Annotated in this window: 20 protein-coding genes; 3 read left to right on the top strand and 17 right to left on the bottom strand. The window is 69.4% G+C overall.

The genetic code is table 11. From position 1 onward, the window contains the following. Window positions 1–86: 86 nt before the first annotated feature. Window positions 87–1,433: a D-alanyl-D-alanine carboxypeptidase gene (locus V6K52_RS18295; protein WP_353951541.1), complete on the top strand. Its 1,347-nt coding sequence runs from the start codon at window positions 87–89 to the stop codon at window positions 1,431–1,433. Window positions 1,434–1,489: 56 nt separating this feature from the next. On the opposite strand, the gene V6K52_RS18290 is transcribed toward V6K52_RS18295, so the two are convergent. Then, the gene (locus V6K52_RS18290; RefSeq protein WP_353951540.1) at window positions 1,490–2,023 is read right to left on the bottom strand and encodes a hypothetical protein; all 534 of its coding nucleotides are present in this window, start codon (window positions 2,021–2,023) and stop codon (window positions 1,490–1,492) included. Window positions 2,024–2,028: 5 nt separating this feature from the next. Then, a complete protein-coding gene (locus V6K52_RS18285) occupies window positions 2,029–3,066 on the bottom strand; it encodes a hypothetical protein (protein WP_353951539.1) in 1,038 nt (345 codons plus the stop codon). Window positions 3,067–3,187: 121 nt separating this feature from the next. Here V6K52_RS18285 and hutH point away from each other — a divergent pair, with 121 nt between their 5' ends. Beyond that, window positions 3,188–4,753, top strand: coding sequence for a histidine ammonia-lyase (gene hutH, locus V6K52_RS18280; protein ID WP_353951538.1), 1,566 nt, complete (start codon window positions 3,188–3,190; stop codon window positions 4,751–4,753). A gap of 80 nt (window positions 4,754–4,833) precedes the next feature. On the opposite strand, the gene V6K52_RS18275 is transcribed toward hutH, so the two are convergent. Beyond that, entirely contained in the window at window positions 4,834–5,565 is a 732-nt protein-coding gene (locus V6K52_RS18275; RefSeq protein WP_353953811.1) for an IclR family transcriptional regulator, read from the bottom strand. A 192-nt stretch (window positions 5,566–5,757) separates the two neighbouring features. Here V6K52_RS18275 and aceB point away from each other — a divergent pair, with 192 nt between their 5' ends. Next, on the top strand, window positions 5,758–7,341 hold the full coding sequence (aceB, locus tag V6K52_RS18270; protein WP_353953810.1) for a malate synthase A: 1,584 nt from the start codon (window positions 5,758–5,760) through the stop codon (window positions 7,339–7,341). A gap of 15 nt (window positions 7,342–7,356) precedes the next feature. Here the strand turns inward: aceB and guaD are convergent, their stop codons facing one another. The 14 genes from guaD to V6K52_RS18200 form a co-directional block, all read right to left on the bottom strand. Then, a complete protein-coding gene (gene guaD / locus V6K52_RS18265; protein WP_353951537.1) occupies window positions 7,357–8,640 on the bottom strand; it encodes a guanine deaminase in 1,284 nt (427 codons plus the stop codon). After that, entirely contained in the window at window positions 8,637–9,551 is a 915-nt protein-coding gene (gene xdhC / locus V6K52_RS18260; RefSeq protein ID WP_353951536.1) for a xanthine dehydrogenase accessory protein XdhC, read from the bottom strand. The genes guaD and xdhC overlap by 4 nt, the downstream gene beginning before the upstream one ends. 1 nt (window position 9,552) lies before the next feature. Continuing rightward, window positions 9,553–11,955 carry a xanthine dehydrogenase molybdopterin binding subunit gene (gene xdhB / locus V6K52_RS18255; RefSeq protein WP_353953809.1) on the bottom strand — a complete coding sequence of 801 codons (2,403 nt, stop codon included), beginning with the start codon at window positions 11,953–11,955 and terminating at the stop codon, window positions 9,553–9,555. A gap of 74 nt (window positions 11,956–12,029) precedes the next feature. Further along, a complete protein-coding gene (locus tag V6K52_RS18250; protein WP_353951535.1) occupies window positions 12,030–13,490 on the bottom strand; it encodes an FAD binding domain-containing protein in 1,461 nt (486 codons plus the stop codon). Window positions 13,491–13,669: 179 nt separating this feature from the next. Further along, on the bottom strand, window positions 13,670–14,497 hold the full coding sequence (locus V6K52_RS18245; protein ID WP_353951534.1) for a bifunctional allantoicase/(S)-ureidoglycine aminohydrolase: 828 nt from the start codon (window positions 14,495–14,497) through the stop codon (window positions 13,670–13,672). Beyond that, entirely contained in the window at window positions 14,494–15,864 is a 1,371-nt protein-coding gene (gene allB / locus V6K52_RS18240; protein ID WP_353951533.1) for an allantoinase AllB, read from the bottom strand. The genes V6K52_RS18245 and allB overlap by 4 nt, the downstream gene beginning before the upstream one ends. Window positions 15,865–15,869: 5 nt before the next feature. Continuing rightward, window positions 15,870–16,712: a fumarylacetoacetate hydrolase family protein gene (locus V6K52_RS18235; RefSeq protein WP_353951532.1), complete on the bottom strand. Its 843-nt coding sequence runs from the start codon at window positions 16,710–16,712 to the stop codon at window positions 15,870–15,872. Continuing rightward, window positions 16,709–17,857, bottom strand: coding sequence for a glycerate kinase (locus tag V6K52_RS18230; protein WP_353951531.1), 1,149 nt, complete (start codon window positions 17,855–17,857; stop codon window positions 16,709–16,711). Before V6K52_RS18230 ends, V6K52_RS18235 begins: the two co-directional genes overlap by 4 nt. Before the next feature lie 5 nt (window positions 17,858–17,862). After that, window positions 17,863–19,635: a glyoxylate carboligase gene (gcl, locus tag V6K52_RS18225; protein WP_353951530.1), complete on the bottom strand. Its 1,773-nt coding sequence runs from the start codon at window positions 19,633–19,635 to the stop codon at window positions 17,863–17,865. 86 nt (window positions 19,636–19,721) lie between these two features. Beyond that, window positions 19,722–20,750, bottom strand: coding sequence for a 2-hydroxy-3-oxopropionate reductase (locus V6K52_RS18220; RefSeq protein ID WP_353951529.1), 1,029 nt, complete (start codon window positions 20,748–20,750; stop codon window positions 19,722–19,724). Next, window positions 20,632–21,480, bottom strand: a complete 849-nt coding sequence (locus V6K52_RS18215; RefSeq protein ID WP_353951528.1) for a TIM barrel protein — start codon at window positions 21,478–21,480, stop codon at window positions 20,632–20,634. The genes V6K52_RS18220 and V6K52_RS18215 overlap by 119 nt, the downstream gene beginning before the upstream one ends. 320 nt (window positions 21,481–21,800) lie before the next feature. Further along, a complete protein-coding gene (locus tag V6K52_RS18210; protein ID WP_353951527.1) occupies window positions 21,801–22,586 on the bottom strand; it encodes a hypothetical protein in 786 nt (261 codons plus the stop codon). Continuing rightward, complete coding sequence (locus V6K52_RS18205) at window positions 22,583–24,052, bottom strand: hypothetical protein (protein WP_353951526.1); 1,470 nt, start codon at window positions 24,050–24,052, stop codon at window positions 22,583–22,585. Before V6K52_RS18205 ends, V6K52_RS18210 begins: the two co-directional genes overlap by 4 nt. Continuing rightward, complete coding sequence (locus tag V6K52_RS18200; protein ID WP_353951525.1) at window positions 24,049–24,798, bottom strand: ATP-binding cassette domain-containing protein; 750 nt, start codon at window positions 24,796–24,798, stop codon at window positions 24,049–24,051. The genes V6K52_RS18205 and V6K52_RS18200 overlap by 4 nt, the downstream gene beginning before the upstream one ends. Between the last annotated feature and the right edge of the window lie 32 nt (window positions 24,799–24,830).

The following is a 24,830-nucleotide window of genomic DNA, read 5'->3' as shown; positions in this document are numbered from 1 at the left end:
ATTCGGCGTGCCCCTGGTCGCGAGGGGCCGTCGGGTCGGCTCCGCTCGCCGAGCGGACTAGTCATTCTCGTGCCACGCTCCTAGTCATGACCCCCAGCCGAGCAGGCAGATCGATCCTCGCGAGTGTTGTGGCCACCGTCGCCGCCCTCGCTCTCGCCGGAGGGGTGGCCGTCCACCCCGCAAGTGCGACTGGGCAGTCCGCCCCGTCTCCGCGGCCCGAGTCCTTGCCGCCGCCGGATGCCCCTGCGGACACGCTCGCCGCGCCGCGTTCCGGACAACTGGCCGCTGCTGCAGTGGACACCCGCTCCATCCCCCAACGCCTCACGGCCGCAGGCAAGGACCCTGCGTTGGGCAGCCGGGTCAGTGCCGTGGTCATCGACGCCTCGACCGGAGCGGTGATCTACAGCCGCAACGCCTCGCTCGCCCTGATGCCGGCGTCCAACGAGAAGCTCACGACCGCCTTCGTCGCGATCGCCACGATGGCGAGGAACAAGACGCTGCTGACGCACGTCAAGACAAACTCGACCAAGAGCACGGTGTGGCTCGTGGGTGGTGGTGATCCGGGCCTCACGGTCACCCGGGCGAGGGAGATGGCAGCCACGACCCGCTCAGCCCTCGCGCGGGCCGGCGTCAAGTCCGTCGCGGTCCGGGTGGACGACTCGCTCTTCCCGGCACCGACGTCGGCGATCGGCTGGAAGACGAGCTACATCCCTGGGGACGTTACTCCTGTGCGGGCGCTGGTCGTGGGGGGACGAGACGTGATGGACACTGGACTCGATGCCGGAGTGATCTTCAGCAACGAGCTCAAGCGGCTCGGGATCTCGGTCTCGTCCACCGCCCGGGCGAAGGTCGCTCCCGGTGCCACCACGCTGGACAGTGCCACGTCGCTCTACGTCGGGACGCTCGTGGCGCAGCTGATCAACACGTCGAACAACGACTATGCCGAGAACATCCATCGTCAGTCATCGCTCGCGGCCGGCAAGGGCGCGACGTGGGCGGCAGCCAATGGTCACGCACTGGCCGTCCTCAAGGCGCGGGGAGTCAACACCTCGGGTTTCGCGGTTCAGGACGGCTCGGGGCTCTCGCGCTCGAATCGGCTGTCGGGCGCCACGATGACGAGCCTGCTCCTGGGCGCGCGACGTGACGCCGCCATCAACCAGGTCTTCTACGCACCGACCGGGATGCCGACCGCCGGCGTCTCAGGGACGTTGAAGACTCGTTTTGCCACCGCTGACACCTCCTGCGCCCGCGGCAAGGTGCGTGCCAAGACCGGGTGGCTCAGCGATGTCGTGTCGCTGTCGGGCACGGCCTACGGCGTGGATGGTCGGGAGCGGATCTTCTCGATCGTCGAGAACGGGGCGTCGAGCCCCACGGCTGCGCGGCTGGCCATCGAACGATTCGCCACGGCTGCGACGGGCTGCAACCCCGCCTGACTCTTGGACCGGCGGGCCGGTTGGTCTGGCAGCCGGCGGGGGCTGAGCCGGCAGTCTCAGTGGCCCCAGGTCTCGTCGACCATGGCGTCGATGATGCCGTGGCGGGGGACGACGGTCGTGCGCTCGGAGTCGAGAGGGCCGCTCCCGTGTCGTCCGAAGTGACTGGGAACCGGAGCGAGCAGGGCGGCCATGAAGGCGCGGCGTGCGCGATCGGGGGTCGTCGCCTCCCGCAGGATCCGCGCCACCGGGCCACTGTCAACCTCCATGGCGGACGCGAACAGCGACGCGATGGCCTTTGCCTCCGCCGCAGGCAGGGCGTTGACCTCGCCCGAGCTCCAGCCGACCCGGGCTCGCCGCTGGCCTCCCAGCCACAGCTGCACCCCGGTCCGGAGATCGCCGACCACGAGGAGCAGGGCAGGGCCGAACGCGCTGACCTCCTCGGCGACCCGTTCGAGTGCCGCCTGGTTCGGCTCGCCGACATCGGCGATGGTCCAGCCGGCCCGCTCACTGTCGACCAACCGCACGCCGGTCCTCGCCCAGATGACGGGTCGCTGGAGTTCGGCTGACGGCGCCCGGACGAGCAGGATCATCGATGTCATGACGCGCCGGCCGCCAGGGTGACGATGTGGGAGCGGTGGGTGAGGAACTCCTCGCGGGCATCGCCCCAATAACCCCATGGGTAGGACGTTGCATACGGGCCGATGGCCTGCAGCTGCTCGTACGCCTCGCGGTGCCGCTCGAGGTGGAAGAGCACCCGCGCGAGAAGGTTGCGGGTCCGGGCGGTGAGGTGGTGGCCATCGTCCGGGTTGGCATCGAGATAGCCGCTGGCTCGTGTGACAGCTTCCTCGACGCGGTCGCGGTTGGCTGCGAGTGCCGACCCGTCGGATGCGAGGTGTTCGAGCACGGCGTCGAGGAGCAGCATCTGGACCCGTGACTCTCGGGGGGCGGCATCGACGCTCGCCTGGGCGAACGCGAACATCTGCTCGTGCGAACCGAACCACTTTGCGCAGAGGTACTGCATGGCTTCCCACCGGGCGCCGTAGTGGTGCGGGTCGGTCGACTCGAGGGCGTGGAGATAACCATTGAACGTGTCCCGGTCAGCCTCCGTCCCGCGCGCGTGGCGGAGGGCGAGTGCCCACGGCACCGGATCCCCGGGTGAACCGTCCACGGCCTGCTGGATCCGCTGGGTGGCGTGCTCGAGCGTCTCGTGGAAGGCCGCGAACTGCTCCTCGCTCACCTGGCTGGCGTCGTTGTGCGACCGCTGCTCCCACGCCTGCTCGACGAGTCTGCGGGCATCGACGACGGCGAGGTCGGGGTTGTCGGGGTCGCTCTCGCGCCAGGCATCGAGCCACTGCGGCACCTTGTGCGCCAATCGGCCGAGGTTGGCGACGTCGAGGTCGCGGTCCGCCCAGGCCCGTGCCTCGCGTGTCGCTCGGAGCAGCTCGGCCGCCGGCTCGAACTTCCCGTCGAGCGCGGCGTCGATCGCGGGGCGGGCCGCGTCGGACGGCGCATCGATCACGACCGCATCGTCAGGGACGAGGCCGCCCGCGAGATCATCTCCGTGCTCGAGGTAGGCCTTGGCCGCCTTGACCTTCTTGAACATCCGGTCCTCCGAGTCTTCGTTGACCTGCACGTTAGACCCGCCACCGTCGCCGTGTGGGCGGTTCGAGGAGGGCAGTGAAGTGTCTGCGATGCGAGACGGTATGCCGGGTGTGCGGCTGTTGCTCCCGGCATACCGAGGGTTTGCTTGAGGCATGACGGACACCCAGACGCAGCAGCACCCGGTCGCCCTCGGCGGCGAGCACCTCAGCATCGATGACGTCGTGCAGGTGGCGCGTCATGGTGCGCCGGTCGAGCTCACCTCGGCTGCCCTCGATGCCGTCCGCGCTACCCGCGGCACGATCGAGGGGCTCGCGAATGACACGGTGGCGCACTACGGGGTCTCGACGGGGTTCGGTGCGCTCGCGACGCGACACATCCCGGTCGAGCTGCGCGCGCAATTGCAACGCTCCTTGGTCCGGTCGCATGCGGCCGGTGCCGGGCCCGAGGTCGAGCGCGAGGTCGTGCGGGCACTCATGCTCCTGCGCATCGCCACGCTGGCCACCGGTCGCACCGGGATCCGGGCGAAGACGCTCGAGACCTACATCGCCATCCTCAATGCGGGGATCACGCCGGTGGTGCACGAGTACGGCTCGCTCGGCTGCTCGGGCGACCTGGCTCCGCTGTCGCACTGCGCCCTCGCGCTCATGGGTGAAGGTCTCGTGCGCGACAAGGACGGCGAGGTCATGGAGGCGGCAGAAGCGTTGTCCGCAGCCGGGATCGAGCCCGTCGAGCTCGCCGAGAAGGAGGGTCTGGCCCTCATCAACGGCACCGACGGCATGCTCGGCATGCTCTGCCTCGCCATCGCCGACCTGCGGTTGCTCGTGACCACGGCCGACATCTCGGCGGCCATGAGTGTCGAGGGACTGCTCGGGACCGACGACGTCTTTGCGGCTGACCTGCACGCCCTGCGCCCGCAGCCCGGCCAGGCCAGGTCCGCCGAGAACATGCGCAAAGTGCTGTCCGACAGCCCGATTCGCGAGTCGCACCGCGACCCCGAGGCGTGCACGCGCGTCCAGGACGCCTATTCGCTGCGCTGTGCCCCGCAGGTTGCCGGGGGAGTGCGCGACACGATCGACCATGCCGCTCGCGTCGCCGAGTGGGAGCTCGCGTCGGCCATCGACAACCCCGTGGTGACGCTCGACGGCCGCGTCGAGTCCAACGGCAACTTCCACGGCGCACCCGTCGCCTATGTCCTCGACTTCCTCGCCATCGTCGCCGCCGACCTCGCGTCGATCTCCGAGCGACGGACCGACCGCTTCCTCGACAAGTCCCGCAACAACGGGCTGCCGCCGTTCCTTGCCGATGACCCCGGTGTCGACTCGGGCCTGATGATCGCTCAGTACACCCAGGCCGCGATGGTCTCGGAGATGAAGCGGCTGGCCGTGCCCGCCTCGGTGGACTCGATCCCGAGCAGCGCCATGCAGGAGGACCACGTCTCCATGGGCTGGTCGGCGGCGCGCAAGCTGCGCCGGTCGGTCGATGCCCTGACCCGGGTGCTGGCCATCGAGCTCGTCGCCGCCTCGCGCGGCATCCAGCTGCGGGCGCCGTTGCAGCCGGCACCAGCCACTGGCGCCGTCATCGCTGGCCTCGCCGAGTTCGGGAATGTCGCCCCGGGCCCGGACCGGTTCCTTGCTCCCGACCTCGAAGCGGCCTACAAAGCCGTCCTCGGCGGCGCGGTGGTGAGTGCGGCGGAGAAGGTCACCGGTCGCCTCACCTGAAATGCCTCGTCTTGTGTGCCCCCAGCGCGCGACCTATGACTCGCGCTCAGGCGCACAAGGCGTTGATGAGGTCCTGAGAGTCAGCGTCCTGCGTAGGAGAGGTCTGCACCGATGAGGCGGGCCGCCTCCTGGAGCCGGGCGACGGCTTGGTCCACGGCCGCGTCGGTGACCCGGGTCGTGGGGCCTGACATCGACAGGGCCATCGGGCGAGGCGCGTCAGGAACGGCGACCGCGACACACCGCACCCCGACCTCCTGCTCGCCCTCGTCGAGGGCATAGCCGCGCTCTCGGGCCACGTCGAGGGCGGAGAGGAACTCATCGGCCGTCGTCAGGGTGTGCTCGGTCCGCCGCGGCATACCGGTGCGGTTCAGCAGGGAGCGCACCGTGCCGGGATCGGTCTCGAGGAGCATGGCCTTGCCGACGGCGGTGCTGTGCGGGAGGGTGCGCCGGCCCACTTCGGTGAACATGCGCATGAAGTTCTTGGACGGCTGGACCTGTGCGATGTAGACGACCTCGTCCCCGTCCATCATCGCGAGGTTGACCGACTCGCCGAGGTCCTCGACCGCCGCCAACATGTGGGGGTGGGCCCAGGCCGCGACGCGTTTCGAGGCGGCGTCGGCGAGTCGCATGAGTCGCGGCCCGAGAGAGTACTGACGCGACTCCTCCTGACGGAGGTAGCCGAGGTCGACGAGGGTGCGGACGAGGCGGTGGATCGTCGCCAACGGGAGCCCGGACTTCTCGGCGAGCTGGGACAGTCCCATGACGCCCCCGGACTCGGCCAGCGTCTCGAGGATCGCGAACGCGCGATCGATCGACTGGACCCCGCCCTTGGGCGACTGGTCCTTCGGCTCGACGACGGCTGGGTCCTCGACGGCGGTCTCGGCCTGCGGTGCGGTCAACGTCAGACTCCTCAACGGGTGAACGGACTGTGCGGCCCCAGTGTATTCCGTATATTGGAACAGTTCTTCCGTTCACGAGTCCTAGGAGATCCCGCCGTGCCCTCCATCGTTGTCACCGCCCCCCACGTCGACGGGCAGGCCGAGATCCTCACGCCGGAGGCTCTGGACCTCTTGACGGGTCTGCACCGCGAGTTCGGGGCACGGCGCAACGAGCTGCTGAGCGCCCGCGTGCAGCGCCGCGAGCAGATCTCCCGCACGGGCACCCTCGACTTCCTGCCCGAGACAGCAGCGGTGCGCGAGGGCGACTGGCAGGTCGCGGCTGCGCCGGCGGACCTGCGCGACCGCCGGGTCGAGATCACCGGTCCCACCGACCGCAAGATGGCGATCAACGCCCTCAACTCCGGGGCCAAGGTGTGGCTCGCCGACCTCGAGGACGCCAACACCCCCCACTGGCGCAACGTCATCGGTGGCCAGCTCACCCTGCGCGACGCCAACCGCCGCACCATCGAGCTGACGACGCCCGAGGGCAAGCACTACGCCCTCAAGGACCCCGACAACATCCCTGTCATCCTGCCGCGGCCGCGCGGGTGGCACCTCGACGAGGCGCACCTCACCCTCGACGGTGAGCCGCTCGTGGGTGCGCTCGTCGACTTCGGTCTGTATGCCGTACACAACGCGCGCGAGCTCGTCGAGCAGGGCAGTGGTCCCTACTTCTATCTGCCCAAGATGGAGTCCCACCTCGAGGCCCGGCTCTGGAACGACGTCTTCGTGTGGACTCAGGACCAGCTCGGCATCCCGCAGGGGACCATCCGCGCGACCGTCCTCATCGAGACCATCACGGCTGCCTTCGAGATGGATGAGATCCTCCACGAGCTGCGCGACCACATCAGCGGCCTCAACGCCGGGCGCTGGGACTACCTGTTCAGCATCATCAAGAACTTCCGCGATGCCCCCGGTGACACCACGCTCCCGGACCGCAACGCGGTGACGATGAACGCCCCGATGATGAAGGCCTACTCCGACCTTCTCGTGCAGACCTGCCACCGCCGCGGCGCCTTCGCGATGGGTGGCATGGCTGCGTTCATCCCCTCGCGTCGCGACGAGGAGGTCAACCGCGTCGCCTTCGAGAAGGTACGGGCCGACAAGACCCGGGAGGCGCAGGCCGGGTTCGACGGGTCCTGGGTCGCCCACCCCGACCTCGTCCCGGTGTGCGCCGAGATCTTCGACGGGGTCCTCGACGGCGACAACCAGATCGGCCGCCAGCGCGACGACGTGTCCGTCGTGGCCTCCGACCTGCTCGCCATCGAGCTGACCCCGGGCGAACGCACCGAGGAGGGCCTGCGTGGCAACGTCGAGGTCGGCATCACCTATCTCGCAGCGTGGCTCTCGGGCAACGGTGCCGCCGCCATCCACAACCTCATGGAGGACGCCGCGACCGCCGAGATCTCGCGCTCGCAGATCTGGCAGTGGACGCACAACGGCGCCAGCCTCGACTCCGGCGAGACGATCACCCGTGAGCTCGTCGAGCGGATCGTCGAGGAGGAGTATGCCGCGCTGGTCGAGTCGGGCGCCTACGCCGATCACCTCGCGATGGCGCGTGAGCTCTTCGTGCGCACAGCGCTCGACGACGACTACGAGGACTTCCTCACGCTTCCGGCATACGCCGAGATCATCCGCTCCGGTGAGTGAGGCGGCAGCCGAACGTCAGCGCTGAAGCTGTTGTCCCGCAACCCAGCTCGCGGTCACGGCCGGTGACGTGCCCAGGGCGAAGGCCTTGGCGAGAGCATCATCGGGCGAGAACGCGTGCCGCAGCGCGACGTCCATCGTCGACCCCTGGGCCGGGTTGACCCACACGGCGTCGAACTGCTTGCCCACCGAGAAGTCACCCACCGTGTCGGCGAGACCGAGCGCGTCGGCGCCGGCCATCGTCGCGAGGTGCAGCAGGTCGGGGGCGGCGAGCGGGTGGCCGCGATCTCCGAGCAGCTGCTGCATGAAGTAGGCCTGCAGCCCCTCCTTGAGGATCGAGAAGCCCGTCCCTGCGCCGACGTCGGAGCCGAGCGCGACCCGAACGCCGTGCTCGAGGTGCTCCTTGAGCGGGAACAGGCCACTGCCCAGAGCCGAGTTGCTCGTCGGGCAGTGCGCAACGGTGGCGTCCGCGGTGGCGAGGTCGCGCAGCTCACCGTCGGTCGGGTGGACGTTGTGGGCAAAGATGCTGCGGCGGCCCACGAGGCCGTGCGCGGCATACGTCTGCAGGTAGTCCTCCGCGTTGAAGAGCTCCTTGACTGTCGTGACCTCGGCGATGTTCTCGTTGATGTGCGAGGTGAACCACGCGTTGGGCACGTCCTTGAGCAGCGCCCGGCAGGAGTCGAGCAGCTCGTCACTGCACGAGAGGGAAAAGCGCGGGATGACGGCATACCGGTTGCGTCGGGTGCCGTGCCACTTGTCCGCGAGTGCCTTGCCGGCGGTGTAGGCCTCCTCGGGGTCGGTGTGCAGGTCCTCGCGCAGGATGCGGTCGCTCACGACGAGTCCGCTCGTGACCCGCAGCCCGACCCGGTCGGCCTCGGTGAACAGGGCGTCGACGGCGCCCGGGAAGTGGGAGCCGAAGACGAGAGCCGTCGTGGTCCCGGAGCGCACGAGCCCGGCGGTGAACTCGGTGGCGATCTCCTGTGCGTATGCCGTGTCGGCCAGTCGCGCTTCCTCTGGCAGGGCGGACTTCTCGAGCCAGTCGAGCAAGGGCATGCCGAGCGCGCCGATCGTGCGGATCTGCGGGTAGTGCACGTGCGTGTCGACGAAGCCGGGCAGGACGAGTCCGCCGGTGAGGTCCTCGACGTCGTCCTCGGAGTGCCGCGCCCGGACCTCGGTCCAGGGACCGCGGTCGGTGATGGTGCCGTCGACGACGCGGATGGCACCGTCCTGCTCGGAGCGCAGCATCCCGCCCGTGAAGGGGTTGTCCGGCACATCGAAGAAGGTGCCACGGAACAGGGTCATCGAGAGGTCTCCTGGGTGTGGTGGGCCGACTCGGCGAGGTCTGCGCTGTCGAGGTCTGCAGCGTCAAGGTCCGCGGCGTCGGGGTCTGCGCTGTCAAGGTCGGCGGCGTGTCGGGTCGGGGCGAAGGACTGGAGCAGGGCGACGGCGACACTGACGGCGATGGTCGCTGGGTCCTTGCCGCTGAGCGTCGTGAGTCCGATGGGCGTGGTGATCCGGGACAGCGCGGCCTCGTCGTGCCCCTCGGCGAGGAGCTTGCGACGGAAGCGCTGCCATTTGGCGCTCGAGCCGATGAGGCCGATCGAGGCAAGGTCTTCGGTGCGCAGGGCGGCGTCGATGAGGGCAGCGTCCTCGGCGTGGTCGTGGGTCATGACGAGCACGTGGCTGCCCGGAGGCAGCTCCGACAGGACGAGCTCGGGGAGGACGGGCACGTGGTGGACGTGCACGGCGGCCTCGGCGTCCGCGAGTGGGGCGAGGACCTCGTCGGTGAGGAAGCCCTCGCGTGAGTCGACGAGGTGGAGCTCGAGGTCGTGTCGGGCGAGGACCCGGGCCAGCTCCTGGCCGACGTGACCCATGCCGAAGATTGCGACCGACGGGCGCACGACCAACGGCTCGAGGAGGACCTCGACGACACCGCCACAGCACTGGACACCGTGTTGGTACTTCGCCTTGTCCGACAGGTTCGCGGTGAAGCTGATCGGCTCAGAAGCACTGTCCTGCACCATGGTTCGCGCTCGCTGGATGGCCTCCTCCTCGAGGTTTCCACCGCCGATCGTGCCCCAGGTGCGAGTGGTCGAGACGACCATCTTGGTGCCGGCCTCGCGCGGCGCGTGCCCACGGACGGAGGTCAGCGTGATGAGGACGCCGGGCGCTCTGACAGTCCTCAGGGTGCGGACCGCGTCGACCCAGGACATCTCAGCCACCTGCCAGTGAACGCACGGCGACCTCTGACTCGGGCAGCCGGGTGGGGGCGGCAGGATCGGGCTCGTCGAGCTGGTGGCCGGGGAGGCCTTCGTCGACGTGACCGTGCGCCTGGCCGTGCGCCGCCCGTGCCTCCTCAACCGCCCAATAGACCTGTTCGGGTGTGGACGGGCAACCGAGGTCGACGCTCGTCCCTGCGGGTCCGAATGCGGCGGCCGCCTGGCGCAGGGCCTCGCGGACCGAGAAGGCGAGCATCAGCGGAGGCTCACCCACGGCCTTGGACCCATAGATGGCGCCCTCCTCGTGCGCCTGCTCGAGGAGCGCGACGTTGAACGTCTCGGGCATCTCCGAGAAGCTCGGCAGCTTGTAGGTGCTCGCCGCCTGGGTGAGGAGGCGACCGCGGCCCGGACCTTCGCTCTCGTCCCATCGCAGGTCCTCGAGGGTGAGCCAGCCAGCGCCCTGGACGTAGCCACCCTCCACCTGTCCGATGTCGACGAGCGGCGAGAGGCTGTCGCCGACGTCGTGGACGATGTCGACGCGGCGGGTCCGGTAGGCGCCGGTCCAGCCGTCGACCTCGACCTCGGTGGCTGCCACGCCGTGTGCGAAGTACTTGAAGGGCGAACCCTGCATGACTCGCGAGTCCCAGTGCAGGCCCTCGGTGCGATAGAACCCTGCCGCAGAGAGCTGGACCCGGGCGAAGTATGCCGCGTGCACCAGCTCCGCCCACGGCACCTGGACGTCCGATCCGAGCCCGGTCACGAGACCGTCGTGGATGCGGATGTCGGCCGGCGGGACGCCGATCTTGGCGGAGGCGGTGACCGTCAGGCGCTCGCGGATCTGCTCGCAGGCGTTCTTGACGGCGCCGCCGTTGAGGTCGGCCCCGGACGAGGCCGCGGTGGCTGAGGTGTTGGGCACCTTGTCGGTGCGGGTCGGTGCGAGCCGCACCGTGGACAGCGGCACCCCCAGGGTGGTTGCTGCGACCTGGAGCATCTTGGTGTGCAGCCCTTGGCCCATCTCGGTGCCACCGTGGTTGATGAGCACCGAGCCGTCCTTGTAGACGTGCACGAGGGCCCCGGCCTGGTTGAAGGCGGTGAGGTTGAACGAGATGCCGAACTTCACCGGAGTGAGGGCCAGCCCGCGCTTGGTGTGCGGGTGGGACTGGTTGAACTCGTCGATCTCGGCCCATCGCCGGGTGACCTCGCCCGACTCCACCACCTGGTCCCAGGCCCGGAGCAGCCGATCCGCCTGGGTGATCGGCTGACCGTAGGGAGTGCTCTGCCCGTTCTTGTAGAAGTTGCGGCGGCGCAGCTCGGCGGCATCGATGCCGAGCAGTGGTGCGCACCTTCCGAGGATGTCCTCGATGACGAGCATCCCCTGTGGCCCGCCGAAGCCCCGGAAGGCCGTCTGCGACGTCTTGTTGCTCTTGGCGACGCGGCCGCTCACCTTGATGTCTGGGATCCAGTAGGCGTTGTCGATGTGGCACAGCGCCCTGGCGAGGACTGGTTCGGAGAGATCAAGGCTCCACCCGCCGTCGGAGGTGAGCGTGGCCTCGAGGGCCTGGATGTGGCCGGTGTCGTCGAAGCCGATGCGCCACTGCGAGTGGAAACCGTGGCGCTTGCCGCTCATCGTCATGTCGAGGTTGCGGGTCAGCCGCAGCCGGACCGGTCGGCCGGTGAGGATGGAGCCGAGCGAGGCGATGGCTGCGAACCCGTGGGGCTGCATCTCCTTGCCGCCGAAGCCTCCGCCCATGCGCAGGCACTGCACCGTGATCTCGCTCGAGGAGCGACCGAGGACGTGCGCCACGATCTCCTGGGTCTCGCTCGGGTGCTGCGTGGAGCACTGGACGAAGACCTGGCCGTTCTCGTCGACGAGCGCGAGCGAGCAGTGGGTCTCGAGATAGAAGTGCTCCTGCCCGGCGAACTCGAACTCGCCGCTGAAGACGTGGGCGGCCTGCTCCATGGCGGCCTCGGCGTTGCCGCGCTCCACCGTGGGCTGGGCGCCCTGGAAGCTGTCGGCGGCGATGGCCTCGCGCACGGAGATGATCGAGGGCAGGGTCTCGTAGTCGACGACCACGGCAGCCGCCCCACGACGCGCGGCCTCCAACGTCTCGCCGAGGACCCAGCAGACGGCGTGCCCGACGAACTGCACCTCGTCGGGGAAGAGTGGCTCGTCGTGCTTGACCCCGGCATCGTTGACCCCGGGGACGTCAGCCACGGTGAGCACGCGCACGACACCGGGGACGGCCAGCGCAGGACTGGTGTCGATGTCGAGCACTCGGGCGTGGGCGTGGGGTGACTGCACCGGGTAGGCGTGCAGGCAGTCCTTGGTCCGTCCGACGAGGTCGTCGGTATAGAGGGCGGCGCCGGTCACGTGGAGATCGGCGGCCTCGTGCGGCATTGATGTGCCGACGACGCTCTGGCCGACGGCGCTCTGGCCGGAGACGCCCTGGTGTGGAAGCGCGGAGAGGTGGCTCATGCGGGGACCCCCTCGGTGGCCGCGTGCTCGGCATGGAACTTGCGCAGGGACTGTCCGAGCATCGCGGCGCGATAGCGGGACGAGGCGCGGTGGTCATCCAGGGGAGTGCCTTCGCTCGCGAGGATCTCGGCGGCGGCGTCGACGCTCTGGGTGTCCCAGGGTCGACCGACGAGCGCCTGTTCGGTAGCGGTGGCGCGCACCGGAGTGGCGGCCACCCCGCCCAGCCCGATTCGCGCCTGCTGGACCACTCCGTCGACGACGTCCACGGCGAATCCGACGGCGACGGAGGAGATGTCGTCGAAGCGGCGCTTGGCGATCTTGTGGAAGGCGGTGTGCCCGGCCAGGGGGAGGGGCAGACGGATCTCGCGGATCAGCTCGTCGGCCTGCTTGACCGTCTGTCGATAGCCGGTGAAGTACTCGGACAGGGGCACGATCCGCTCGCCGCGGTGACTCACCAGGACGAGCCGGGCGTCGAGAGCGAGCAGGGCCGGCGGGCAGTCCCCGATCGGCGAGCCGGTCCCGAGGTTGCCCCCGATGGTCGCGCCGTTGCGGATGAGCCGCGAGGCGAACTGCGGGAAGAGCTGGGCGAGCAGGGGCACCCGTCCGTCGAGTCGCCGCTCGATCTCGGTGAGGGTGAGCGCCGCGCCGATGCGGATCTCGTCGGCGTCCTCGTCGAGGCCACCCAGCTCGGGCAGGCGGTCGATCGCCACGAGCAGCGGGGGCCGTGAGCCCCTGATGTTGAGCTCGACGCCGATGTCGGTCGAACCCGCCACGAGAACGGCATCCGGGCGCTTGGCGAGCAGCGTGAGGGCCTCCTCGAGCGTGGCAGGACGGATGTATGCCGCTCCGTCGGCTTCGAGGTGCGTGTGCACTGGCGCGGGGGTGGGGTCCGTGGCGCGTGAGGCCAGGGCGTCGTCGAAGGCCGGCGCATCGGGCAGGGCGTAGGCGGCGTCGCGGATGGGGCGGTAGCCGGTGCATCGGCAGAGGTTGCCGCTGAGGGCGTGCAGGTCGAATCCGTTGGCGCCGTGCTCGGCGTTCTCGTCATGCTCCCCAGCCACGATGCCCTCGGCACGCCCCGGACGGTAGTACTCAGCGGCCATGGAACAGACGAATCCCGGTGTGCAGTAGCCGCATTGGGAGCCTCCACGGTCCGCCATCTCGCGCTGGACGGGGTGGAGGGCGCCTGCGGACCCGAGTCCTTCGGCGGTCACGACCTCTTGTCCGTCGAGTCCGGCCGCAGGGATGAGGCAGGCGTTGATCGCAACCCACTCGGTGCTCGCACCCTCGCTCACGCCGGGCCTGGCGACCATGACCGAGCAGGCGCCGCACTCGCCCTCGGCGCAGCCCTCTTTGGCCCCCGTCAGGCCGCTGTTGCGCAGCCAATCGAGCGTCGTCGTGTGGGGCGTGACGCCCGCGAGAGTCAGCGGTGCGCCGTTGACCAAGACCGTTGGCTGCATTGCCAACTCCTCATCGACATCGTCCCGACCGTGAACAGTCGGGAGCATGGTTGCGAAGTGGCGACCCGCCGGTTGTCCATGCGAACGACGGGATGCTCTCAGGGTACCGACGGGCGGTGCGCAAGTGAAGACTTTGGAAAAACTTTTCCATTAAGCGAGATGAGCCATGGCTGGGGCGATCACACGAACTGGCGGCTCAGCGTCGCATGCCGGTTGACGTCCTTGTAGAGCAGGTAGCGGAACCGCCCCGGACCGCCCGCATAACAGGCCTGGGGGCAGAACGCCCGCAGCCACATGAAGTCACCGGCTTCGACCTCGACCCAGTCCTCGTTGAGCAGGTAGACGGCCTTGCCCTCGAGGACATAGAGGCCGTGCTCCATGACATGGGTCTCGGGGAACGGGATGGAGCCGCCGGGCTCGAAGTTGACGATGTTGACGTGCATGTCGTGGCGGATGTCCGTGGGGTCGGCGAAGCGCTGGGTCGTCCAGGCGCCGTCGGTGCCGGGCATCTCGCCACCCTCGACGTCGGCGTCGGACGTGACGAAGGCCGGCGGCACGTCAATGCCGTCGACGTGCTGGTAGGCCTTGCGGATCCAGTGGAAGCTCGCCACCTCGTCTCCGCGGTTGTGCAGGGTCCACTCGCTCGCGGGCGGGATGAAGGCATAGCCACCGGGTGCGAGCTGGTGCACCTCATCTCCAAGGGTGAGCTCGAGCGTCCCGGCCACGACGAAGAGCACGCCCTCGGCGCCGGGGTCGAGCTCGGGCCGGTCCGACCCACCACCGGGCGAGACCTCGACGATGTATTGGCTGAAGGTCTCGGCAAAGCCGCTGAGCGGGCGCGCGATGAGCCACATCCGCATGCCCTCCCAGAACGGGAGCAGCGAGGTGACGATGTCGGTCATCGTGCCCTTGGGCAGGACGGCATACGCGGTCGTGAACCGGGCCCGGTCGGTCGTCAGCTGGGTCTGCGGCGGCAGGCCGCCCTGGGGTGCGTAGTAGTGAGTCATCGCTGTCCTCTCGTGAGCAACCGGCCACCGGGTGCGCTGTCGGTGGTGATGGGTATGCCGTGCAGCCAGGTCTGTCGTACCTGACCGTGAAGGTTGTGGTCGGCCCAGGCCGACACCGGGTTCTTGTGGTGCAGGGCAGTCACGTCGACCACCCATTCCTCCTCGGGGGCAAACACGACGAAGTCGGCATCGGCCCCGACCGCGAGGCGGCCCTTGTGGTGCAGGCCGACCCGGTCCGCCGTGGCGGTCGCCATCCACCGCACCACGTCGGCCAGGGGGAGTCCGCGCTCGCGGGCAGCGCTCCACATGGCGGGAAGCCCGAGCTGGAGGGAGGCGATCCCTCCCCAGGCCAGTCCGAAGTCGCCGACGTCGAATTGTTTGAGGTCGGCAGTGGACGGCGAGTGGTCGGACACGACGTAGTCGATGTCGCCGGCGACCAGCCCCGCCCACAGCTCGTCCTGGTTGGTGTGGTCCCGGATCGGTGGGCAGCACTTGAACTGGGTGGCACCGTCGGCGATCTCGTCGGCGTCCAGGGCGAGGTAGTGCGGGCACGACTCGACGGTGAGGTCGAGGCCCTCGGCCCGGGCTGCGCGCAGGCTCGCCAGCGCGCTGGCACTCGACAGGTGCAGGACGTGCGACCTGCCGCCGGTCTCGCGGGTCACGTCGATGACCAGGCCGATGGCGACGTCCTCGGCCGTGGGTGGGCGTGACGCGAGGAAGTCCCCATAGGCGCGTCCGCTGGCGGGGACAGCAGCCTCGAGGGTCCCCGCGTCCTCGGCGTGCACGATGAGCAGCGCGCCCAGTCGGGCGGTCTCGGTCATGGCTGCCCGGAACTGGTCGGGGTCCAGGGGCGGGAACTCCTCGACGCCGGAGTCGGCGAGGAAGCACTTGAACCCGAAGACTCCGGCCTCGTGCAGGGCCTCAATGTCGCCAAGGTGGTCTGGCACTGCGCCGCCCCAGAAGCCCACGTCGACGTGGACCTGAGGAGCGGCCACCTCCTGCTTGGCCCGAAGCGCGTCCACCGTCACGGTCGACGGGATGCTGTTGAGCGGCATGTCGATGATCGTCGTGACGCCACCGGCAGCCGCAGCCCGGGTGGCGCTGGCGAAGCCCTCCCAGTCGGTGCGTCCGGGTTCGTTGACGTGGACATGGGTGTCGACGAGCCCCGGCAGGAGGACCTCGTCGTCGGTCAGCTCGACGACCTGGACTCCATCGGTCCTGTTCTCTCCGAGGGCACCGTCGAACGTGTCGGATGCATCGAGGGCGTCGATCGCGACGATGCGCCCCTCGCGCACTGACACCACGGCCGGACACTCCCGACCGTCGATGACGGCCCGCGGTGCCCTGATGACGAGATCGCTCTCCACGCCCCTCATCGTGGACCACCGGCGCCCACAGGGGAGCGGTGGAGCCCGAGAACACCACCGTCCGCCTCGACGAGGTCGCCGTCGCGCAGGTAGGGCCGCGGCTCCGCCCGGGTGACCGCGGTCCCCACGGGCGTGCCGGTGAGGATGACGTCGCCGGGCTCCAGGGTCATGAGGCCGCTGAGGTGGACGAGGATGTCGGGGACGTCGAAGACCATGTCCGAGGTGGACCCGTCCTGCATCCCGATCCCGTTGACCGACAGCCGCAGGTTGACCGAGCCCGGGTCGTTCACCTCGTCGGGCGTCACGAGCCACGGGCCGAGCGGACAGAACGTGTCGGCGCACTTGCCCCTGGCCCAGGGCCCGCCACCGGCAGCGAGGTCGCGGTCGGTGACGTCGTTGGCGAGGGTGTAGCCGGCCACGGCGGCCAGGGCGGTGTCGCGATCGACGAGCCCGCGCAGACGGTGCCCGATGACGAGGGCCAGCTCGACCTCGAAGTCGGTGCTCGTGGAGCCCGGCAGCGGCTCGATGGCATCGGTCGGCCCGCAGACCGACGACGGCGCCTTGAGGAACACCACGGGGGACGCGGGTGGGTCGACACCCAGCCCCGCGGCATACGACCGGTAGTTGAGCCCGATCCCGATGACCTTGCTCGGTCCCGCCACCGGGGGACCGAAGCGAGCGCCGGCACTGTCGAACGCCGGGAGGCCGCGTGGATCCAGGCCCGGGAGAACGGTGTCGAGGAACGTGCCGTCGATGTCAGCGGTCACGGAGGACAGGTCGCGCAGGACGCCGTCGATCTCCACCACCGGTGTCTCGCGGCCCGGTTCGCCGATGCGTGCAAGTCTCATGAGGTTTCCCTGTCTCGTTCGAGGAGCCAACGGCCGATCTCGGCGCCAGCCCGCTCGAGCAGTGGTCCGGGGGCGCGGAACGCCTCGTCCGGTTCGGTGGCCAGGTCGGTGAGTGCCCACGCACGCTCGATCCCGGCTGTTGCCAACGTTTCTGGGCTCAGCTCGCACCGACCCGCGACGGCCACGACGGGTATGCCGCGTGCTCGCGATGCGCGTGCCACTCCCGCGGGTGCCTTGCCATTGAGGGTCTGCTCGTCGAGTGATCCCTCGCCGGTGATGACGAGGTCGATGCCGTCCAGCGCCGTGTGGAAGCCGGTGAGGTCGAGCGCCAGCTCGACTCCGGGCCGGAGCTGACCGCCCAGGGCGACCAGGGCGGCATACCCGACTCCGCCGGCAGCGCCGGCGCCGGCGACGTCCCGTCCCTCGGCACCGGTTGCGGTGTCGAGGAGGTCGGCCCACCGCCCCAGTGACGCGTCCAGGACCGCCGCCTGCTCGGCGTCCGCGCCCTTCTGCGGGCCATAGACCGCGGCGGCCCCCCGCGGACCCGTGAGCGGGTTGTCGACGTCGCAGGCCACGAGGAGCTCGATGTCGGCGAGCCGGGGGTGCAGGCCGGTCAGGTCGACCCGAGCCGCCGAAGCGAGCGCTCCACCACCGTCGTGGAGCTCCTGCCCGGACGCGTCGAACGTCCGGGCACCGAGGGCGGCGAGCATGCCGGCGCCGCCGTCGGTCGAGGCGCTCCCGCCGATCCCGAGGACGACGCGCTCGGCGCCGGCATCGAGGGCGTGGGCCAGCGCGTCGCCCAGACCTCGGCTGGACGCCGTAAGCGGCGCGAGGTCGCCACCGAGCAGGGCGAGCCCGCACAGGCCGGCCATCTCGATGACCGCTCCGGTGCCGGACACGGCATACGTGCCCTGCCGCGGTGTCCCGGTCGGGCCGCTCACCGTGACGGCGACCTCGGTGTGGCCGGCCTCGAGCGCGGCCGCGACCATCCCGTCACCACCGTCCGCGACGGCGACCCGAGTGATGGCCACTCCATCCTCGACATCGCCCAGGGCCGCCCGCAGTCCGCGACCGAGGTGCTCGGCCACCTCGGCGGCCGTGAGTGTCCCCTTGAACTTGTCAGGGGCGAGCAGGACCCGGGTCATGACGCTCAGTCGAGGTTGGCATAGAGCGCGGTCGGGGCGTCGGCGCCGCTGTCGGCGAGCTCCTCGAACTCGACGACGTTGTTGATCTCGGTGCCCATCGAGACGTTGGTGACGCGCTCGAGGATCACCTCGACGATGACGGGGACGCGGTGCTCGACGATGAGCTTCTTGGCCTGCTCGAGGGCCGGCAGGATCTCCTCGGGGTCGAAGACGCGAATCGCCTTGCACCCCAAGCCTTCTGCCACCTTGACGTGGTCGACGCCGTAGCCGTTGAGCTCCGGGCTGTTGATGTTGTCGAAGGACAGCTGCACGCAGTAGTCCATCTCGAACCCGCGCTGCGCCTGGCGGATGAGCCCGAGGTAGGCGTTGTTCACGAGGACGTGGATGTAGGGGACCTTGAACTGCGCGCCGACGGCGAGCTCCTCGAGCATGAACTGGAAGTCGTAGTCGCCCGAGATCGCGACGACGGTCGCGTCCGGGTCGGCCGTGGCGACACCGATCGCTGCCGGGACGGTCCAGCCGAGCGGTCCGGCCTGGCCGGCGTTGATCCAGTGACGGTCCTTGAAGACGTGGAGCATCTGCGCGGCCTGGATCTGCGAGAGGCCGATCGTCGAGACGTAGCGGACGTCCTTGCCGAAGGCCTTGTTCATCTCCTGGTAGACGCGCTGCGGCTTGATGGGGGTGACGTCGAAGTTGGTCTTGCGCCACAGCTTCTGCTTGCGCTGGCGGACGTCCTGGCTCCAGGCCGATCGGTCCGTCAGGGCGTCGCGGCGCTCCTTGGCGACCTCGACGAACAGCGCGAGCGCGGCCTTGGCGTCAGAGACGATCCCGAAGTCCGGCGCGAAGACACGACCGATCTGGGTCGGCTCGATGTCGACGTGCACGAACTTTCGGTCCTTGGTGTAGGTGTCGATGCCACCGGTGTGGCGGTTGGCCCACCGGTTGCCGATGCCGAGCACGAAGTCGGACGCGAGCATCGTCTCGTTGCCGTAGCGGTGCGAGGTCTGGAGCCCGACCATGCCGGCGTTCAGCTCGTGGTCGTCGGGGATGGTGCCCCAGCCCATGAGGGTCGGGACGACAGGAACGCCGGTGAGCTCGGCGAACTCAACGAGCAGCTCGGCGGCGTCGGCGTTGATGATGCCGCCACCGGCGACGATGAGGGGTCGCTCCGACGCGGCGAGCATGTCGAGTGCCTTCTCGATCTGCTTGCGGCTCGCGGCCGGCTTGAACGCGGGCAGCGGCTCGTAGGTGTCGATGTCGAACTCGATCTCAGCCAGCTGCACGTCGATGGGCAGGTCGATGAGGACCGGCCCCGGTCGACCGGAACGCATGAGGTGGAACGCCTGCTGGAACGTGCCCGGGACCTGGGCCGGCTCGAGCACCGTGACCGCCATCTTGGTGAGCGGCTTGGCGATCGAGGCGATGTCGACCGCCTGGAAGTCCTCCTTGTGGAGCTTGGCGACCGGAGCCTGCCCGGTGATGCAGAGGATCGGGATCGAGTCGGCCGATGCGGAGTAGAGGCCGGTGATCATGTCGGTCCCGGCCGGGCCGCTCGTGCCGACACAGACGCCGATGTTGCCGGCCTTGGCACGGGTGTATCCCTCTGCCATGTGCGAGGCGCCCTCGACGTGTCGCGCGAGCGTGTGGTGCAACCCGCCCTGCGTCTGCATCGCCTTGTAGAACGGGTTGATGGCAGCACCGGGGAGCCCGAAGACGTTGGTGATGCCCTCCTTCTTCATGATCTCGACTGCAACTTCGGCGGTCTTCATCCGTGCCATGGTCGTGTCCTGTCTGGTGTGGTGCGCAAAGGGGCGGGTATGCCGTGAAGCCGGCTGTGCGGCATACCCGGCGGGTGTCGTTTGTGTCAGGTGAGGTCTGCGCCGGAGAGGCGCTCGACGCCGCGGAGCAGACCGGAGTGGTCGAGGCCGCCGTCGCCGTTGGCGCGGGCGCTGGCCATGAGCTGAGCCATGACGGCGCCCACGGGAAGGACCACGCCGGCCTCGCGAGCCGCGCTCGTGACGATGCCCATGTCCTTGTGGTGCAGGTCGATCCGGAAGCCCGGGTCGAAGTTGCGGGTGAGCATGTTCTGCTTCTTCTGGTTGAGCACGGCCGAGCCCGCGAGCCCGCCACCCAGGACCTCGAGCGAGGCCTCCATGTCGACGCCGTAGGCCTCGAGGAAGACGACGGCCTCGGCGACGGCCTGGATGTTGGTCGCGACGATGAGCTGGTTCGCGGCTTTGACGGTCTGGCCGGCGCCGTGGGGCCCGACGAGCACGACGGTCTTGCCGACCGCGTCGAGGATGGGCTTGGCGGTGTCGAAGACGTCCTGGGTCCCGCCGACCATGATCGACAGGGCGGCGTTCTTGGCGCCGGCCTCGCCTCCCGAGACGGGAGCGTCGAGGATCGGGAAGCCGTGGGCCGTCGCCTGCTTGGCAAGGGCAGCGGAAACGTCGGGCCGGATGCTCGAGAAGTCGATGATGAGGGTGCCCGGCTTGGCACTGGTGAAGACTCCGTCCTCACCCTCGAGGACGTCCCGGACGTCGGGGCTGTCGGGGACCATCACGGCGACGACATCGACGTCGGACACGGCCTCGGCGATGGATCCGGCGGCGGTGCCGCCCGCTGCGATGAGGTCCGCGGTGCGGTCCGGGGTGAGGTTGTAGCCGACGACGTCGTGGCCAGCGTTCTGCAGGTGGACCGACATGGGGCTGCCCATGATGCCCAGGCCGATGAAGGCGATGCGTGACATGTGAGTTCTCCTTCGGAGGTGGCGATCAGGCGGTGCGTGAGGTGGAGGTGGCGGTGCTGCGGCGCTCGATCGGGAGCCAGGTGAGGCTCTCGTCGGTCGTGGTGGTCGGCTTGTACTCGAGGCCGACCCAGCCGTCGTAGCCACGAGCGGCGAGGTCGGTGAGCAGTGCGTCGAGGTCGAGGCCGCCAGACCCGGGCTCGCCGCGCCCGGGGGCATCGGCGATCTGCACGTGGGCGATGACGCCGGTGTGAGCTGCGACCGCGGCGGCGGGGTCGTCGCCGTTGTTGGCGAGGTGGAACAGGTCGCAGAGGAAGCCCACGTTGTCGTGGCCGTCGGCCCGCACGCGGCCGACGACTGCCACTGCGTCGGCGGCGGTGCGCAGCGCATAGGCCTTGGGTCCGCTCACCGGCTCGACGAGCACGGTGGCTCCGATGTACGCGGCGGCATCGGCGGCGAGACCCAGGTTGGTGCGAGCGAGCTCGTCCTGCTCCTGCGGTGTCGCGGAGTCGACGCGGACGCCATAGAGCGCGTTGAAGGCGCTCACCCCGAGCTGCTCACCGATCGCGATGGCGACGGGCAGGTTGGCCCGGAACTCCTCCGAGCGACTGGGGATCGAGAGGACCCCGGCGTCGGGACCTGCAAGGTCTCCGGCAAAGAAGTTGAGCCCGACGAGCTGGACCCCGGCGTCACGCACTGCTGCGACGAAGGCGTCGATCTCGGCCTGCGGCGGAGTCGGCTGGTCCGGCCAGGGCCACCAGAACTCGATGGCGTCGAAGCCGGCGGCGCGGGCCGCCGCGGGGCGCTCGAGCAGGGGCAGCTCGGTGAAGAGCATCGAGCAGTTCGCGAGGAACCGCAGGCCGTGGTCGGCGTTCATGTCATCTCCTGGACTTCCGTAATGTGGAAAAGTATTTCCAACTAGTGAGAGAGTAGAGGGCAAGACGGGGGGCCGTCAAGACCGGGGATCGGGATTGAGACGGCGACTTCGCGCCCCGTTGGGACCTCGTCGCTGCGCTCCTCGTGTCCCAACGGGGCAAGAAGTCGGGGGTTGCGCGGGTCAGTCTCAGCTATACGGGCATCGTCGAACTGGATCCCATGGGCGAACCACACGTCGGAACCGAGCCAACCCAGGGAGCCCATGTGGTCCACGGGCCAGGCTCCGAAGTGCTCAGCACCTGGGGTGAGGGCAGCGCGTGCTCAGGGGTCCCGGCGAGCGAAGGCCCAGGTGCCGAGCGCGAGCAGGACGGCGGCATAGGCGGTCGTCACCAGCAGACCTCGCCACGGCCCGATGGGGAGCTCACTCAGGCCCAGCGTCGCCTGGACTGCGAGCCCCGCAGTCGGAGCGACCTGTTGCAGTCGCTCGTTCCACTCGGGGTCACCGATGAAGGTGATGAGCACGGGAACGCTGAAGAGCAGCCCCATCACCGTCGAGGTGGCCCATGCCGTATCCCGTAGGAGCAGGCCGACGCCGAGCCCGATCAGAGCCACCGCGACGAGGTAGGCCACCGTGCCGCCGAGGGCGCGCAGCGACGGACCGGACAGGTCCAGGGGAGCGAAGCCCGCGGCGTGCGTAAATCGCGAGTCATCCGCGAGCAGGCGCGAGAGACCGAATGCCACCCCTGCCCCGATAGCCGTTGCCGCCGCCGTGACCACCGCGACGACGACAGCTTTCGCGAGCACGACCCGCCACCTCGGCGGCACGGCCGTCACAGTCGTCACGACCGTCTGGGTCGCGAACTCCACCGTGGCAGCGAGGACTCCCGTCAGGGCGACTGTCGTCTGCGCGAGCCAGGTGCCCGTCAGGGCAACCCGGACCAGATCGCGAGGGCACCCGGCCGGCGGACAGCGTGCGGCGTCCATCGAGCTCACGATCGCAGGTCCGAGGGCCGCAAGGGCGGCCGCGGTCGCGAGCATCAGCCAGACCGTCGCGGGCACGGTCCGCTGCTTCGTGCCCTCGGCCCTCAGTGCGTGAACGAGGCTCACGCGTCCCGCCGACGGAAGGCGTAGCCGGCGACGAGGAGTGCGATCACGGCATACAGGGCAGTGACACCAAGGCCCACGACGGGCTGATCGAAGACACAGCCGTCCTCAGGAAGGCAGAAGGACTCGATCTGCGGGAACCGCGTCGCGGTCTGCTGCACGGACCAGCCGGCGCCGGGGGTGACCTGGAGCATGACCCGGGCTGCGCCGACGGGGAGGGCTGCGACAAGAAGCTGCGGCAGCACCATCACCAGAATGACGAGAGTGATGGCCGGGGCACTCCGGCGCACGATCGTGGCGACGCCGAGCGAGAGCACACCGACCAGGCCGATCACGGCGGCGCTGCCCACTACGGCCTGGAGCGTGTCCGGGTCGGTCAGCGACGTCGCGCGGAAGGTGGGCGGAGCGAATCCGTTGTCCCGCAGGATCGGCTGGGTCACGAGATAGGCAGCGACGCAGGCGATGAGCCCCGAGAGGAACGCGGCGACACCGATGACCGTGGCCTTCGCGAGCACCACCCGATGACGTCGGCTGGTCGCGGCCACCGTCGTGGCGACCATGCCGCTGCGGTATTCCGCGGTCATGAGGAGGGCGGCGAGGGTGATGACGGGGATGACGCCCAGATAGGCGCCCGAGAGGCCGAGCCTGGTCGCGTTGTCAGGCTCCCCATCTGGTGCGATGTCGCCCGAACCCACGAGGGTGAAGGTGCCCGCTGCTGCTGCTGATGTCGGAGTGGTCGAACCCTCCGTCGTCGGCGGGCCCTCGCCCGTGGAACCGATGTCCTCGGATCGCCACTCTCCACGCGTGGTTCCGCTGACGGACACGTCGGTGAACGACGCGGTGCTCTGCGTCGAGGAGGCGCCGGCGGAGGAGCCTGCGATCCCACGCTCAGTCGTGAGGTACATCGGCGAGGCGACGAAGAGTCCCAGCTCGACCGAGGACGCCGTGAAGCCGACGGCGACGCTGCCGACCTCCTTCCAGGCGGTTCCGTCGGTGGACTGATGCGCGGAGACGCGGGCACCGTCACGCGTGATGCGCAGCCACGGGGTGCGTCCGTCCGGGCCGGTCGGCCCCGCGCCGGCTCGGTCGCCGACGTAGTTCCACTGGAGCCGGACACCGTGCTCAGCCGTGGTCATGACCGCCGCATAGCGCGAGCCGGGCTCAGTGCTCTCCTTGACCATGACACCGGCCTTGGCCCACGCGGGGAACTCCTTGACTCCACTGAAGGAGGCGACGCGGGCGGTGATCGACCCGTCGCCCTCGAGGGTGGTGTGGTCGAAGTGGAAGGCGTCCTTGACGGCTATGCCGTCCGGTGCCCTGAGCGGTGGATGCTCGTTGGAGTCCGTGCTGCTACCGGCGGCACCCATAAGCGAGACGAGCAGGGTCAGGGCGATCGAGGCCAAGAGCGAGAGCTGCCACGACCGCACGGTCAACAGTTTCGTCCACTCGGAACGGATCGCGGCCATCATCGCGCAGCGCCCCGAAACTCCACGGCTTCCTGTGTCAGCCCGCGATAGGCCTCCTCCAAGGTGGCGCGCTGACCCGGCTGCGAGGCACCCGCGATGAAGTCCTCGGTCGCGGTGTCGGCGAGCAGGCGTCCACGCCCGATGACGAGCAGGCGATCCGCCGTGCCCTCGAGCTCGCTCATGAGGTGGCTCGACACGAGCACGGCCCGTCCCTCCCCGGCAAGACGACCCAGGAGTTCCCGGAACCACCAGATTCCTTCCGGATCAAGGCCGTTCACCGGCTCGTCGAGAATGAGCACTGGAGGGTCCCCGAGCATGGCTGCAGCCAGGCCGAGACGCTGGCGCATCCCGAGTGAGAAGGTGCCTGCACGCTGGCGCGCAACACTCGTGAGCCCGACGAGCTCGAGCACCTCATCGATGCGGCTGCTTGCGATGCCGTTGGATTGCGCGAGCCAGAGCAGGTGGTCCCGAGCCCGGCGGCCGGGGTGGATGGCGGACGCGTCGAGCAGCGCTCCGATCTCGCGAAGCGGTGTCTTCAGCTCGCGGTACGGCCGCCCTCCGACCAGGGCCGTTCCGGACTGGAGCGACGCGAGCCCGAGGATCGCGCGCATCGTGGTGGTCTTGCCGGCCCCATTGGGTCCGACGAAACCGGTGACCTGTCCGTGAGGCACGGAGAAGGTGACGTCGTCGACGGCGACGATGCGTCCGAAACGCTTGGTCAGCCCGTGTACTTCGATACCAGCAACCATGATGTGAACGCTAGGAACTCTCGTTCGCCTGG

Source organism: Knoellia sp. S7-12, assembly GCF_040518285.1.
Taxonomy (GTDB): Bacteria; Actinomycetota; Actinomycetes; order Actinomycetales; family Dermatophilaceae; genus Knoellia.
The sequence above is the reverse complement of the archived record's forward strand: the minus strand, read 5'-3'. Positions and strand labels throughout refer to the sequence as shown.